Below are 13,450 nucleotides of genomic sequence, written 5' to 3' on the forward strand. Positions count from 1 at the left end.
CGGACTTCAGCGCTGCCAGCCGGGCTTCGATCTCGGTCTGCTCGCCAAGATCTTCCAGCGAATTGAACTGGGCGTCCAGGCTCGAGGCGGCGAGCTCCTGCTGGCCGCGGACCTTGGCTTCTTCGCGGCGGATCTTCTGTTCGAAGCGGCCCACCTCGGAGGTGGGGTCCATGATGTTGATGCTCTTGAGGGCGTCGTGAACCTGGCTCTGGGCCTGCACGGTCTTTGACCGGGCCACCAGCTCGTTGCGCTTGCTGGTCAGTTCGTTGAGCTTGCCCTTCATCTGGTCAAGGCCGTGCTTGAGCTTGTCCACCACCTCGGTCTGGGACGCGATGCTCGGCTCGGCAGCCTTGGCCTCGTTCTCAGAACCCATCTGGCGCTGCAAAGCTACCTTGGCCAGGTTGTCGAACTTCTCGGCATCGCCGACGTCGCCCTTCGCCCGGTACTCGTCGGCCTTGCGCGAGGCGGCGAGGGCCTTTCTGCCCCAGTCTTGGGCGTTGCGGACGTCCTCGTTGTAGTCGTCCTGGAGCATGCGCAGGTTGCCGATGGTCTGGGCCACGGCGGACTCCGCCTCCGCGATGTTGTTCGTGTAGTCACGGACCATCTGGTCCAGCATTTTCTGCGGATCTTCGGCCTGGTCCAGCAGCGAATTGATGTTTGCCTTCGCCAGCTGCGCCATGCGGCCGAAAATGGACTGCTTAACCATGGTGTTACCTTTCGTCCTGCTCCGTTGTCTCACTGCTTCCAGTGATCGATGATGTATCGCATCTATCCGCTGTCCGGGCCGTTGCGGCCGGCGCGTGGTCTGTAATGTTTCCCGTCACTGTTTCCCCACTTTGTCCTCTGCGGGGGCGGGGCCAGCGGGCTAGAAACTTCCGGAGTCTCCGCCACCGAAGTCTCCGCCGCCGCCAAAGTCGCCGCCACCCCAGCCGCCGCCGGAATCATCGCCGCCTCCGCCGCCCCAGCCTCCTCCGCCGCCGCCCCAGCCGCCGCCTCCGCCGTGGAGGATCGAGTTGATGAGGATTCCGCCGAGGATCGCGCCGCCGAGGCCCCCTCCGCTGCTGCCGCCGAACATGCCGCCCCGGCCGTAGCCTTGGCCCTGGTTGGCGTAGCCGCCGAATTGGTCAACGTCGGACTGGGCCAGCTGCGCGGCCTGTGCCGCCAGCGCGTAGGCCTGCTGCGCGTACTGCAAGGCCGTGACAGGGTCCGTGCGGGAAATGGAGAGCGCATAGTCCAGGTTCCGCTGGGCTTCCGCCAGGCGTGTGCGGGCATCGGTGCCCACGCCACCGCGGCGGGCGGTGATGTAGTCCGACGTCGCGCTGATCTGGGCCTGGGCCGACATGATGCTCTGCTGCAGTGAGGCCTGGGCCCGGCGCGCCTGGTCCTGCTGGTCGCGGATTCCGGCGAGGGACTGGTCGAGTGCCTGGTGGGCCGTGACCACCCGTTCCAGCGTCGCGATCGGATCAATCTTGCCGCCCTGGATTTCCGCCTTGACCTGGGCAAGCGCAGCTTCCGCCGCGGCCACCGGGCCGGCAAGTTCCGGATGGGCGCCGGACTGGATCATCGCCTTCGCCTGGGCCAGGTCCTGGGCGGTATCGACGACGGCGGCTTCCAGGCTGTTGCGTGCCTCGTCGAGGCTGCCAGCCACCTTGGTGATGGCGCCGATCAGCACGTTCGTCTGGTGCAGGCTTTCCTCGGCGGCGCGGACCGCGACCGCGGCCAGGCTGCTCTCACCCGCGGCGAGCTTTTCGTGCGCCGCCGTGGAGGCATTCTGCACGAAGTCGAGACGTTCCTTGGCCTGTTTGATGTTGTCCGCAACCTGGACCAAGGCGCTCTCGGCGTACTTGGCACGCAGATCGGTCAGGGACTGTTCGGCGCTGGCAAGCTTTGCCTGGGCGTCCGCGGCGCCGGCGCCGACGGCGGCGAGGGCCTGCGGTGCGTTCTTTTCCAGCTCCCGGAGGGAATCGAAATCCGCTTTCTGTTCCTGCAGCGATGCCAGCGCGGCCTCGGAGCGGCCGATGATTTCAACGAGCCAGCTCCGTTGCTGCTCCTCGGTGTCGGGGATGTGGTCGTCAAGCTGCTGCTGCAGCTTGAACGATTCCGTCATGTGGCCCTTGGCCTCCTGCAGGGCTTTGGTGAAATTGCCCACCGCGGCGTCGCCGTACTGGGCCTGGGCGAATCCGAGCTCCTGCTCACTGGACTTGATGGCGTCATCGGCTTCGATCAGCAGGGAATCGCTCTTCCGGCGCAGCTCGGCCACGCTGAGCCCCGCCAGCGGGTCCGGCTGCGAGCCTTGGGCCCCGGCTGACGCCCCCGAACTTTGCAGGGCCTTCTTCCGCCGGTTGCGCAGGTACAGGTACGTTCCAGCTCCGCCCACAGCCACGACGCCGACTCCCACGAGGACGGCGCTGCCCGCTCCGTCGCCGGAGGGCACCGTTCCGCTGCCGCCGCCGGCCGCGTCGCCCACCGCAGCGGCCGTATCAATGGCGGCCTGGGAGAAGTCGCGCTTTCCGCCAGCCAGGTTCGGCACGATGGCGTTCTGGACGATGTTGGACGTCTTGGGATAGATGGCGCTGGCCGAACTGGGTGAGAAGTAGTACTTGCCGTCGTCGGACATGGTCAGGATGACGTCGGCCTTGCCCATGCCCTTGTTGGTCGCGACGGCCTGGGCCCACGCCTTGGGGTCGGCCGGATTCTCGAACGTCTTTGCCGTGATGACGTAGAGGTTGTACTTGTGGTCCTTCAGGAGCTTTTGGATGGCGTCCTGGACTTCGGCCTTGCGGCTGCCGAGCACGTTCGCACTGTCCACGATGTTCTGCCCGGACGGAATGGTCACCGGATCTTCGGCCCGGGCTGGAGCGGCAGGGAGCGCCAGCAATCCAGCGACGCCAAGGACGGCGAGGAAACGATTCAACTTAGACCGCATGTGCAACCCTTCAGCACTTCTGGGACCGGTTCGGTCGAACCAGCCGTCACAGAAAGCAGCAGCGCCCCCACGCAGATGTAAAGCCGCAGGTCGCTGTGGCATTTCCATTTGATTCTATGGTGCACCCAAATGGCAGTCCACCTAGGGGAATATGCCACCAGCGAAACGCGCTTAACCAAAGAAACACCGGCCCGCGGGCCGCGAAACTGTCCGTTCAGGAACCTCCCAGCAAATGTCCGCTCTAGTGTCAGCCTGAGCGTCCATAGTTAAATGCAGACGAGGATGAAAGGAAGTCTCATGACTGAGAACCCAGTGCCGGGTGTGTCACCGGAGCCGACACAACAGAACCAGGAACCGGCGGGAGCGCAGGAGGGCTCGCCGGAGCAGCCGCATGCCGGCCGCACGCCTGAGGCGGCACCGGGAAATCCGGTATCCGAACGACCGGCCGCGGGAAGCCCGGCGCCCGAGAACCCGACCCTCCGGCTGGACCGCACCGAAGACGGCGCACCGCGTCCGGTGTACCAGCAGCACCAGCCCCCCGCCGCGGACACCCAGCAGATAGGCGCCCCGGCCCAGCACGCAGGCCCCTACGGCGGACCATCGCAGCCCGGCCAAGGCCAGCCCTCCCAGCCCGGCCACCCGCCCTACGGCCAGTCGCAGCAAACCCCGTACGGCCAGTCGCAGCAAGCCCCGTACGGCCAGTCCCAGTACGGCGCCAACCCCTACGGTGCCCACTCCGGCGGCCAGCCGCCGTCGGGTCCGTCCTACCCTTCCGGCCCGGCCTTTGCGAACGACCCGGCGCACGCCCCAAAGCGCAAGGCGGCATTCGGCGTCCCCACCCTCGTGGCCAGCATCGTGGCCGCCGGCCTGATCGGCGGCGGCGTGGTGGCCGGCAGCAACGTCCTGCTGGGCGACCGTCTTGCCCCGTCCGCCGCGAGCAACACGAGCCAGGCCGGTCCGGTGATCGTCAACAACAGGGACGACGTCAACGCCATCACCGCCGCCGCCCTCAAGGCTTCCCCGAGTGTTGTGACCATCAAAGCCACCAGCGGCAGCGACGGCGGCACCGGCAGCGGGATCATCCTCGACACCCAGGGCCACGTGCTGACCAACACCCACGTGGTGACACTCGACGGCAAGGCCGCCAACGCTTCCATGGAGGTCCGGACCAGCGACGGCAAGGTCTTCTCCGCGAAGATCGTCGGTACCGACCCGCTTTCCGACCTCGCCGTGATCAAGATCGAGAACCCCTCGGGGCTGGTCCCGGCAACGCTTGGTGACTCGGGCAAGCTGAACGTCGGCGACACTGCAGTCGCCATCGGATCGCCGCTGGGACTCACCGGAACAGTCACGGACGGCATCGTCTCAACCCTGAACCGGACCATCAGCGTGGCATCCTCGGCTGCGCCGAAGGACGGTGCGGACAACTCCCAGGGCGGTGACCAGGGCTTCCAGTTCGCACCTCCCGGCGGCGGCGAGACTCCGAACACCGCGGACCAGGGCTCGATCTCGATCAATGTCATTCAGACGGACGCGGCCATCAACCCGGGTAACTCCGGCGGCGCGCTGGTGAACACCAAGGGCGAAATCATCGGCGTCAACGTCGCGATCGCCTCCGCCGGCGGCGACGCGGCCAGCGGGAGCAGCAGCGGCAACATCGGCGTGGGCTTCAGCATCCCCATCAACCACGCCAAGCGCGTGGCTCAGGAGATCATCAGCGCCGGCAAAGCCTCCCACGGGCAGTTCGGCGTCAGCGTGAAGCCCAAGGCCGCCGGCTCGTCCTCCTCCGGGTTCTCGGTGGGCGCGGAGGTCGCGACCGTCGAGTCCGGCTCGGCCGCAGACAAGGCCGGCATCAAGGTCGGCGACGTCGTGACGAAGTTCCAGAACCTGACCATCAGCGATCCCAACCAGCTCACCGCGGCGGTGCGGGAACAGGCCGCCGGGGCCACGGTCAAGGTGACGGTGCTGCGCGGCGGCCAGCTCAAGGACGTCGACGTGACGCTCGGCGCCGCAGCTGAGCAGTAGAACTGAGCAGTAAGAAGCCAGCGCAGCACTAAACAGCGCAGTACCGGGCAGGCCGGGCGGCACCGAAAAGGTGCGGCCCGGCCTTTGCCGTCACGGGCCCGTTCACTGACACAGACGTTAACCGTGGCCGCGCTGCCCGGCGGCTATGTGGTTAGCTAGGAACAGCCCGGCTGCCGGGCGATCCGTGGCCATGACCCCGTCAGGGGCGGCTGTCCACCCGCATGGAAGGCTGCTGTAGACACAGTGGAAGAAACTCTGAAAATCATTGTGCTGGTCAAGCACGTCCCGGATGCGCAGTTCGACCGCCACCTCACCGGTGAGGCCAACACGGTGGACCGCTCCGAAAGCATCCTGTCCGAACTGGATGAATACGCCCTGGAAGCGGCGCTGCAGCTGACCGAGGCCCGCGGCGGAGAAGCGGCCGGCAACAAGGTCATCGCATTGAGCATGGGCCCGGCCGGGGCCGTCAATGCGGTGAAGAAGTCCCTCCAGATCGGCGCCACGGAAGGCGTGCACCTCAGCGATGAGGCCTTGGCCGGTTCTGATGCCGCGGCCACGTCGCTGGCGCTGGCCGCCGCGATCCGCCACCTGGGCGCGGATGTCCCCGCGGACCTCATCCTCACCGGGATGTCCTCCACGGACGGGGAGACCTCGCTGGTCCCGGCACAGCTCGCTGAACGGCTGGGTCTCCCGCAGGTAACTTTCGCCGCGTCCCTGGAGCTCGACGCCGGCAAGCTTACCGCCCGCCGCGACGGCGACACCCACGCGGACACCATTGAGGCCGCACTGCCGGCCGTCGTTTCCGTCACCGACCAGATCAATGATCCGCGGTACCCCAACTTCAAGGGCATCATGGCGGCGAAGAAGAAAACCATCACCACCTTGAGCCTTGCCGACATCGGCGTCGACGCTGCCCAGGTGGGCAAGTCCGGTTCCTGGACCGCCGTCGAGACCGCAGAGGCCCGCCCGCCGCGGACGGCCGGCACCATCATCACCGACGAAGGCGACGCCGGCATCCAACTGGTCGAGTTCCTGGCCGCCCAGAAGCTGCTCTAAAGGGGATTATCCGAATCATGGCAAAAGTACTCGTTTTCATCGACAACCCCGGTGCCGCGCTGAAGAAGTCGAGCCTGGAACTGCTCACGATCGCCCGTTCCCTGGGCGAGACCGTCGCCGCCGTCAACGGCGAACTGCACGACGACGTCGCCTCGACCCTGGCCGCCTACGGCACCCAGGCACTGTACCGCCCGTCCGCCGCGGACCTCGACGACTACCTCGTAGGACCCAAGGCGGCATTCCTGGCCGCGGCCGCCGACGCCGCCGGGGCCGACGTGGTCCTGGCCGAGAACTCGGCCGAGGGCAAGGAAATCGCCGCCCGGCTCGGCATCAGGCTCGGCGCCGGCGTCATCACCGACGTCGTGGCCGTGGACCCCGACGGAACGGCACACAAGTCCGTGCTGGCCGGGTCCTACACCACCACCGCGAAGGCCACGACGCCCGTTTCCGTGCTGACTGTGAAGCCCAACAGCGTCACGCCCGAGCCCGCGGTCACCGGCACGGCGCCGGAGAGCATCCCTGTCCAGGTCCCTGACGTGACCGCGGCCGCCGCCCGGGTCACGGCGCGCACCGAAAAGCCTGCCAGCGGACGCCCCGATCTGTCCGAGGCGCGGGTCGTCGTGGCCGGCGGCCGCGGCGTGGACGGCAACTTTGGTCCGCTGGAGGAACTCGCCGACGCCCTCGGCGCGGCCATCGGCGCCTCGCGGGCTGCCACGGACGCCGGCTGGATCGGCCACGACGCGCAGATCGGCCAGACCGGCAAGACCGTCGCGCCGCAGCTCTACATCTCCGCGGGCATTTCCGGAGCCATCCAGCAGAAAGCCGGCATGCAGACCGCCAAGGTGATCGTGGCCGTGAACAAGGACGCCGAATCGCCGGTCTTCGAGATCGCGGACTTCGGCATTGTGGGCGACCTCTTCCAGGTCCTGCCGCAGGCCACCGCCGAAATCAAGAAGCGCAGAGGCTGACCGCATGAGCACCACCGCCATTCCGGCACAAAGCCCGTTCGACCCGGAGAGCTCCCGGATCGAGCGGGTGCTTTGTTTCACGGCACACCCCGACGACATCGATTTCGGCGCCGCCGGCACTGTTGCAGCTTGGACCGCCGCCGGCGTCCAGGTCAGCTACTGCATCATGACCGACGGCGATGCCGGCGGCTTTGATCCGGAGCAGCGCGAGGAAATCGTGCGGCTGCGCGTTGCGGAGCAGCAGCGCGCCGCCGCCCTGGTCGGCGTCACGGACATCCATTACCTGCACCAGCGCGACGGCTACCTCGAACCGTCGCATGAGGTGATGCGCGAGGTGGTGCGCCTGATCCGGCAGCTCCGGCCCGACGTCGTGGTGTCCATGCATCCGGAACGCAACTGGAACCGGATCCAGAAGAGCCATCCGGACCACCTGGCCGTGGGGGAGGCCGTGACCCGTGCTGTGTACCCCGCGCTGGAAAACCCGTTTGCGTACCCGGAACTGGCCGAGGCCGGGCTGGAGGCCTACAAATTGCCCTGGCTGTGGCTCTTCGCCGGGCCGGAAGAGCGCGAAAACCACTTCGTGGACGTCACAGAGCATGTGGAGAGCAAGCTGGACGCCATCCACATCCACGTCAGCCAGCATCCCGACGTCGACGCCATGGAGCGCACGGTCCGCGGCCTCATGCTCGGCACCGGGGCCCGCGCCGGACTTCCCGCCGGGCGCAGCGCCGAGGCCTTCCATGTCGTAACAGTCAACGGCCAGGGGACCATCGCCGGCTTCTAGTGTTGCTGCAGCACAACCTCTGCCATAAGCTGGCCTCTGTTTAAATCATATTTATTTGATGGAAGGCAGACTTTGATGGCGAAGACTGCGCAACACCCCGTTCTTGTGATCATGGGCGTCTCCGGATCCGGCAAATCAACTGTCGCGGGACTTCTGGCCGGCAGGCTGGGCTGGGACCTGGCCGAGGGCGATGATCTGCACCCCGAATCAAACGTCGCGAAGATGCACGCAGGACAGCCGCTGACCGACGAGGACCGGTGGCCCTGGCTCGAAAGCATTGCCGACTGGATCAGGGCCCACACCGGGGCCGGGAATCCCGGCGTCGTGACCTGTTCGGCGCTGAAGAAGCGCTACCGGGACATTCTGCGCGGCGAAGGGGTGGTCTTCGTGTTCCTTGAGGGATCACGGGACAAGATCTCCGACCGGCTGGCTTCCCGCCACGGGCACTTCATGCCCCCCGCCCTGCTTGAGTCCCAGTTCGACGCGCTCGAAGCCCCCACAGCGGACGAAAACTTCATTTCCCTGTCCGTCTCCGCAACGCCGGCGGAAGAAGCACAGGAAATCATCACCCGACTTAATCTCGACGCCGCCGACGCCAGGCCCTGAGCCTTCCCGCGTTCCGCCGCGACCAAGGAATTTTTGTGAAATCACTGATAGCAATGCAGCTTCCGGCTGCCGTTGAGGCCGGGACCGGCGTCAATAACCAACTACTGCTCATTGCGGGCCTGGGCATCGCCCTGCTCGTGGTGCTGATCGCCAAATTCAAGTTCCACCCCTTCCTGGCCCTGATCCTGGGATCCGGATTCGTCGGCCTCGCCGCCGGTGTGGAACCGGCCAAGGTGATCGCCAACTTCGAAGACGGTGTGGGCGGCGTCCTGAAGGAAGTCGGCCTGCTGGTCGCCCTCGGCGCGATGCTGGGCAAACTGCTCGCCGACTCCGGCGGTGCCAACCGGGTGGTCGACACCCTCCTGGCCAAGGCCACCGGAAACAAGCTGGTCTGGTCCATCACCCTGGTCGCCGTGATCATCGGCCTGCCGATGTTCTTCGAGATCGGGCTCGTCCTGCTGCTGCCGGTGATCGTCCTGGTCACGCAGCGCTCGAAGATGCCACTGATGCGCATCGCCATCCCGGCGCTGGCCGGCCTGTCCGTGCTGCACGGGTTGGTGCCGCCGCACCCGGGACCGCTGATCGCGATCAGCGCCGTCAAGGCGGAACTGGGCACCACCCTGGCCCTCGGCATCCTCATCGCCGTCCCCACGGTGATTATCTGCGGCCCGCTCTTCTCCCGTCTGGCGGCCCGCTGGGTGCCGGTGGGCGCCCCCGCCGTCGCCGGCGGCGTCGACACGGTGCACGGCGCGGACATGGAAGGCGTCAAGCGCCCGCCGAACTTCACCGTCACGCTGCTGACCATCCTCTTCCCGGTGGTCCTCATGCTGCTCAGGGCCGTCGTGGACATCATCTGGCCCGACCCCAGGACGGCCCCGGCGATCCGGATGTTCTTCGACTTCGTCGGGCAGCCGCTGGTGGCGATGACCCTGGCCGTCCTGCTGGCCATGGTGACCTTCGGCTACGCCGTGGGCCTGAACGGCGCCAAGATCACGAGCAAGATCGCCGCCAGCCTGGGCCCGATTGCGGGGATTATCCTGATCGTCGGCGCAGGCGGCGGCTTCAAGCAGACGCTGATCGGTGCCGGTGTGGGTGACTCCGTGAAGGCTTGGGCCGAGGGGACCAACATGTCCGTCCTGGTGCTCGGCTTCATCGTGGCCGTTGCCCTGCGCCTGGCGACCGGCTCGGCCACCGTCGCCACAGTCACGGCCGCCGGCATCGTGGCACCGCTGGCCAGTTCGCTGTCGCCGACGCACGCGGCCCTCCTGGCGCTGGCGATCGGTGCGGGCTCGCTGTTCTTTTCGCACGTGAACGACGCCGGGTTCTGGCTCGTCAAGGAGCTGTTCGGACTCACGGTGGGCCAGACGTTCAAGACCTGGTCCGTCATGGAAACGCTGATCTCCGTGGTGAGCTTCGGCCTGGTCATGCTGCTCTCGCTGGTCATTTAGCCGGGCAGGAAAGCGGCCGGACAGGACGCCCGCCGGACAGGACGCCCGCCGGACACAACACAGAAGCCGCCCGGGCCTTGAGTCCTTCTACGGAAGGAGCCAAGGCCCGGGCGGCTTTGTCTGTCCGGGCGGCTTTGCCGTGTCCTGCGGGTTGCTAGGCGTCCAGCGGTGCGGCCGCGACGGTCGGCAGGGTGGGTGACGCGGATCCGCCTTCGGGTTCCACGGTGATGCCCAGGGCGGCAGCGGAACCGATGCCCTTGACCACCGCGGGCTTGGACAGGGCTTCAGCGTCCATGAGGCCCTGCGAGACCGGGGCAGAGCCGTCCTTGGGGATCAGCCACATCTGGTAGACCTTGCCCGTGGGCGGAGCAGGGACGCCGTTCATTTTGACGACGGCCGCGTCCTTGGACGGGGAAATCGACACGGTGGCGGTGCCGCCGCCGTTGACGTCGACGGTCGCCTGGCGGACGTCACTGGCCTGCATCACCTGATTCAGCGGATCGTTCTGGTTGGCCACGTACGCGCCGACACCCACGCCGCCCAGGGCGATCACGGCTGCGGCGGCGACGCCGATAAGCCAGTTCCGCATGCCCTGCGGGCGGCGGCGTTCTTCCCTGCGCTGGCGGGCCGCACCGAGTTCGTCGGTGGCGGGCAGTGCGGAGCTGTCGCGTGCCGGATGCGGCAGCACCGGCGTCGCTTGCGGACCCGTGCCGGGAAGGGGCACTGCGGCGGGGATCTGCGCTGCGGCCTGCTCTGCCGTCTGCGCAGGCAGGGATGACATGATCCGGTCCAGCAGCCCGGCCGGAGGCTCTTCCTCTGCGGTGAAGCTGGTGGCCAGGGTCTCCCGGGCCTGCCGGACACGGTCGTTGAAGGCATCCCGGTCTGCTGCCGGTGCGGAGGCGAGGAACTGCTCGATTGCGGTGCGTTCGGCGTCGTCCACGGCGTTGAGGGCGTAGACCTCGGCGAGGTCCACGACGCGGCCGGCCGACAGATCGGTGGCGATCTCGGCGGTGAAGCCGCCGGGGAGGCGGTTGTTGTTCTCAGGTGCGTTCATGTCGGTCAATTCAGCTCACCCCCAAGCAGGTCTTCAGTCGGATGAGTCCATCGCGGATGCGGGACTTGATGGTAGGTACTGCGGCATTCAGCCGCTCGGCCACTTCCCGGTAGGTGAGGCCGCCGTAATATGCCAGCCGGACGGACTCCTGCTGCGTATCGGTCAGCGTCTCCATGCACCGGACCACGGCCTCGGCCTCGAGCCGGCTGCCGACTTCGTCCGAGACGGAATCGTGGTCGATCTCCTGGCTGCTGGCACCGTATCTGGCTTCGCGGTCGGTGGCGGACTGCGAGGACCGGACTTTGTCAACGGCGCGGCGGTGCGAGATTGTCATGAGCCAGGCGAGCGGACTGCCGGCGGCGGGATTGAACTTGGCGGCGTTCTGCCACACCTGCAGGAAGACTTCCTGGGTGGTGTCCTCACTGAGTTCGGTGTCGATCAGGACCCGGCGCGCCATGCCGAAGACGCGCCTGGAGGTAAGGCTGTAAAACTCCGCGAACGCCGTCTGGTCACCCTGGGCAATCAGTGCCAGCAGGCTGCTGAGCCGGCCGTTGATGTCGGCTGAGGTGCCCGCCGGTGCGGCGGCCTCGGGGTTCGGGGCATTCGGAGTTTCCATCACTCCCAAGCATAGGGCGCCTGCAGGCCAACGCGGGCCACTCGGTGCGAAATGCTGCGCGAGGCCGGCCCCTGCCGCACCGGCAGAGGATCTGTCCAGATGTACTGTTTTCACCCGCCGTTCCTCGCTCCCTTCCGTTTCTCCGCATGATGCTTGGTAGACACAATGCCGAGTGGGCGGATTTGGTGTCCGCCTTCAGAAGTGATTCGGCGCAGCCCGGCACCTGGATGGGCGCGGTGCGCGGGAATTCTTTCCCGCGGGCCCCCCACGGGGCCGCCGCCGGTCCTGGCGGGCCTCCGCGGCGGACCGCTACAACTTGGCCCCTGCGAACCCGTTCTGGCGCCACGCCTCGTAGACGGCGATGGACGCCGCATTGGCCAGGTTCAGTGAGCGCAGGGACGGCAGCATCGGCAGGCGGACCCGGGACGTCACCCGGGGACTGTGTTTGACTTCCTCGGGCAAGCCCACGGATTCAGGACCAAACAGGAGGACGTCCCCGGCACGGTAGCGGATGTCTGTGTACGTGGTCTCGCCGTCAGAGGTGAAGGCAAATACCCGTTCCGGTTCCAGAGCGGCCCACGCCGCGTCGATGTCCGGGTGGACGGTCACTACGGCGAGGTCATGGTAGTCCAGGCCCGCCCGCCGGAGTTTGGCGTCGGAGAAGTCAAAGCCCAGGGGCTCCACCAGATGCAGTTCGGCGCCCGTGATGGCAGCCAGCCTGATGGCGTTTCCCGTATTGCCGGGGATTTCGGGGGTGTGGAAGAGTATGCGGAACACCTTTCCATCCTAGCGAGCCGCCGGCGTCGAACGCGCCGCGGGCCTTCTGTCCCGGGGGCGCAGGGGAGTGCCCGGGCGGTATCTAGTGCATTCCGCCCAGCAGGCGGGCCAGAACGGGAACGTTGACCGTGTTGGGCGCCGGTCCCGAGCCGAGGAACAACTTGAGGCCACGGGCCAGGCCCGCGGCATTGACCACCTCGACAAGGCCCGAGCCTTCCCCGTACCCGCTTCCCTGGCCGCCGGCGCGGCGGTGCCGGTCGATGACCGGTTGATGCAGATTGCCGTCCGTACTGTGGACAACAATCCAACCGGTGACATTGAGCTCGGGAAATATGTCCTGCATCCGGCGCACGATGTGGCCCAGTTGGGGCGGGGCAACGGAGCGTCCACCGTGGGTCAGCGTGCTGCCGTTCCATGCATAGGCGCCCGGCGGCAGGAGCATGGATCCCACGATCGCGAGCCGGTACCCGGCAAGGACGGCGTGGTCGATGTGGCTGTTGTCCGCCGGGGACTGCAGCCCGTTGACGAGGCGCGCCGCCGGGATGGTGGTCAGGATCTGCCTGCTGATGAGCTGCACGGTGCGCATCTCGCGTTGGATCCGGGCTTCGGCACCGAAGATTCCGCGCTTGCGGGGCATGCCGTGGACCTGCTGTCGGGCCACGCTGGCGGGAATCAGCGGCACCGCCGTCCCGCTGTCAAACTGCTCGAACGGCGGAACGTAGACGGGTGGGTCCGCGGCCGTATTCCGCGGAGTGTTCGGCCGTCGCACGTTGGCCGAGGCCCGGCTGCCAGCAGCAGGCGCGTCGAAGTGGGCGCCCTCGTCGCCGGCGGGCGACGCATACGCCCCGCCGGATGCGCTGCCGTAGGAGCGGTCATAGTCCGCGCGGCGCTTGGTGTCGATGAGTGTCTCGTAGGCGAGGGTGACGCGCCGAAACGCGGCAGGATCGCCGCCGTGGTCCGGGTGGGCGGTCCGGGCGGCCTTGCGGTACGCCACTTTGATGTCCTTCTCCGTCGCCGTCACGGGGATCCCGAGGACCTGGTAGTGCGAGCTGCTGCCCTGCGTCAAACAGAGATCCTTTTCATTGATGGTGCCGGCGGTGCGAATGCCGGACCGTTCGTGGGCGTCCGGCGTGCCCAGTTTAACCGGCTGGAGGGATAACGACTGCGTGTACAGGGATGGTTCCCGGCGG

The 13,450-nt window shown here is 67.2% G+C and carries 12 protein-coding genes; 6 read left to right on the top strand and 6 right to left on the bottom strand.

What is annotated here, in order from left to right:
- Together C566_RS0115025 and C566_RS0115030 are read right to left on the bottom strand one after the other, a co-directional pair.
- The coding region (locus tag C566_RS0115025; protein WP_018775177.1) for a PspA/IM30 family protein at nucleotides 1-706 on the bottom strand (706 nt) is incomplete at its 3' end.
- A gap of 159 nt (nucleotides 707-865) precedes the next feature.
- The gene (locus C566_RS0115030; RefSeq protein WP_026266732.1) at nucleotides 866-2,926 is read right to left on the bottom strand and encodes a TPM domain-containing protein; all 2,061 of its coding nucleotides are present in this window, start codon (nucleotides 2,924-2,926) and stop codon (nucleotides 866-868) included.
- A 297-nt stretch (nucleotides 2,927-3,223) separates the two neighbouring features.
- Between C566_RS0115030 and C566_RS0115035 the strand changes: the two genes are divergently transcribed.
- The 6 genes from C566_RS0115035 (at nucleotide 3,224) to C566_RS0115060 (ending at nucleotide 9,813) form a co-directional block, all read left to right on the top strand.
- Nucleotides 3,224-4,951: a S1C family serine protease gene (locus tag C566_RS0115035; RefSeq protein WP_018775179.1), complete on the top strand. Its 1,728-nt coding sequence runs from the start codon at nucleotides 3,224-3,226 to the stop codon at nucleotides 4,949-4,951.
- Nucleotides 4,952-5,206: 255 nt separating this feature from the next.
- Nucleotides 5,207-6,007: an electron transfer flavoprotein subunit beta/FixA family protein gene (locus tag C566_RS0115040; protein ID WP_026266733.1), complete on the top strand. Its 801-nt coding sequence runs from the start codon at nucleotides 5,207-5,209 to the stop codon at nucleotides 6,005-6,007.
- Nucleotides 6,008-6,024: 17 nt separating this feature from the next.
- The gene (locus C566_RS0115045) at nucleotides 6,025-6,975 is read left to right on the top strand and encodes an electron transfer flavoprotein subunit alpha/FixB family protein (protein WP_018775181.1); all 951 of its coding nucleotides are present in this window, start codon (nucleotides 6,025-6,027) and stop codon (nucleotides 6,973-6,975) included.
- A 4-nt stretch (nucleotides 6,976-6,979) separates the two neighbouring features.
- On the top strand, nucleotides 6,980-7,759 hold the full coding sequence (locus C566_RS0115050) for a PIG-L deacetylase family protein (protein ID WP_018775182.1): 780 nt from the start codon (nucleotides 6,980-6,982) through the stop codon (nucleotides 7,757-7,759).
- A 75-nt stretch (nucleotides 7,760-7,834) separates the two neighbouring features.
- Nucleotides 7,835-8,365: a gluconokinase gene (locus C566_RS0115055; protein WP_018775183.1), complete on the top strand. Its 531-nt coding sequence runs from the start codon at nucleotides 7,835-7,837 to the stop codon at nucleotides 8,363-8,365.
- A gap of 53 nt (nucleotides 8,366-8,418) precedes the next feature.
- Nucleotides 8,419-9,813 (top strand): GntT/GntP/DsdX family permease, encoded by a 1,395-nt coding sequence (locus C566_RS0115060; protein WP_018775184.1) that lies wholly within the window; start codon nucleotides 8,419-8,421, stop codon nucleotides 9,811-9,813.
- Nucleotides 9,814-9,967: 154 nt separating this feature from the next.
- Here C566_RS0115060 and C566_RS0115065 read toward each other — a convergent pair whose 3' ends face one another.
- The 4 genes from C566_RS0115065 to C566_RS0115080 form a co-directional block, all read right to left on the bottom strand.
- Entirely contained in the window at nucleotides 9,968-10,867 is a 900-nt protein-coding gene (locus C566_RS0115065; RefSeq protein ID WP_018775185.1) for an anti-sigma factor, read from the bottom strand.
- A 10-nt stretch (nucleotides 10,868-10,877) separates the two neighbouring features.
- Entirely contained in the window at nucleotides 10,878-11,483 is a 606-nt protein-coding gene (gene sigK / locus C566_RS0115070) for an ECF RNA polymerase sigma factor SigK (protein WP_018775186.1), read from the bottom strand.
- A 309-nt stretch (nucleotides 11,484-11,792) separates the two neighbouring features.
- On the bottom strand, nucleotides 11,793-12,260 hold the full coding sequence (locus tag C566_RS0115075; RefSeq protein ID WP_018775187.1) for a tRNA (cytidine(34)-2'-O)-methyltransferase: 468 nt from the start codon (nucleotides 12,258-12,260) through the stop codon (nucleotides 11,793-11,795).
- An 82-nt stretch (nucleotides 12,261-12,342) separates the two neighbouring features.
- The gene (locus C566_RS0115080; protein ID WP_018775188.1) at nucleotides 12,343-13,326 is read right to left on the bottom strand and encodes a J domain-containing protein; all 984 of its coding nucleotides are present in this window, start codon (nucleotides 13,324-13,326) and stop codon (nucleotides 12,343-12,345) included.
- Nucleotides 13,327-13,450: the final 124 nt, after the last annotated feature.

It is taken from the genome of Arthrobacter sp. 131MFCol6.1 (assembly GCF_000374925.1).
In the GTDB taxonomy this organism is placed as follows: domain Bacteria; phylum Actinomycetota; class Actinomycetes; order Actinomycetales; family Micrococcaceae; genus Arthrobacter.

Coding starts and splice junctions, on each gene's coding strand:
- C566_RS0115030 (WP_026266732.1), bottom strand. CDS start 2,926: ATGCGGTCTAAGTTGAATCGTTTCCTCGCCGTCCTTGGCGTCGCTGGA.
- C566_RS0115035 (WP_018775179.1), top strand. CDS start 3,224: ATGACTGAGAACCCAGTGCCGGGTGTGTCACCGGAGCCGACACAACAG.
- C566_RS0115045 (WP_018775181.1), top strand. CDS start 6,025: ATGGCAAAAGTACTCGTTTTCATCGACAACCCCGGTGCCGCGCTGAAG.
- C566_RS0115050 (WP_018775182.1), top strand. CDS start 6,980: ATGAGCACCACCGCCATTCCGGCACAAAGCCCGTTCGACCCGGAGAGC.
- C566_RS0115055 (WP_018775183.1), top strand. CDS start 7,835: ATGGCGAAGACTGCGCAACACCCCGTTCTTGTGATCATGGGCGTCTCC.
- C566_RS0115060 (WP_018775184.1), top strand. CDS start 8,419: ATGCAGCTTCCGGCTGCCGTTGAGGCCGGGACCGGCGTCAATAACCAA.
- C566_RS0115065 (WP_018775185.1), bottom strand. CDS start 10,867: ATGAACGCACCTGAGAACAACAACCGCCTCCCCGGCGGCTTCACCGCC.
- sigK (WP_018775186.1), bottom strand. CDS start 11,483: ATGGAAACTCCGAATGCCCCGAACCCCGAGGCCGCCGCACCGGCGGGC.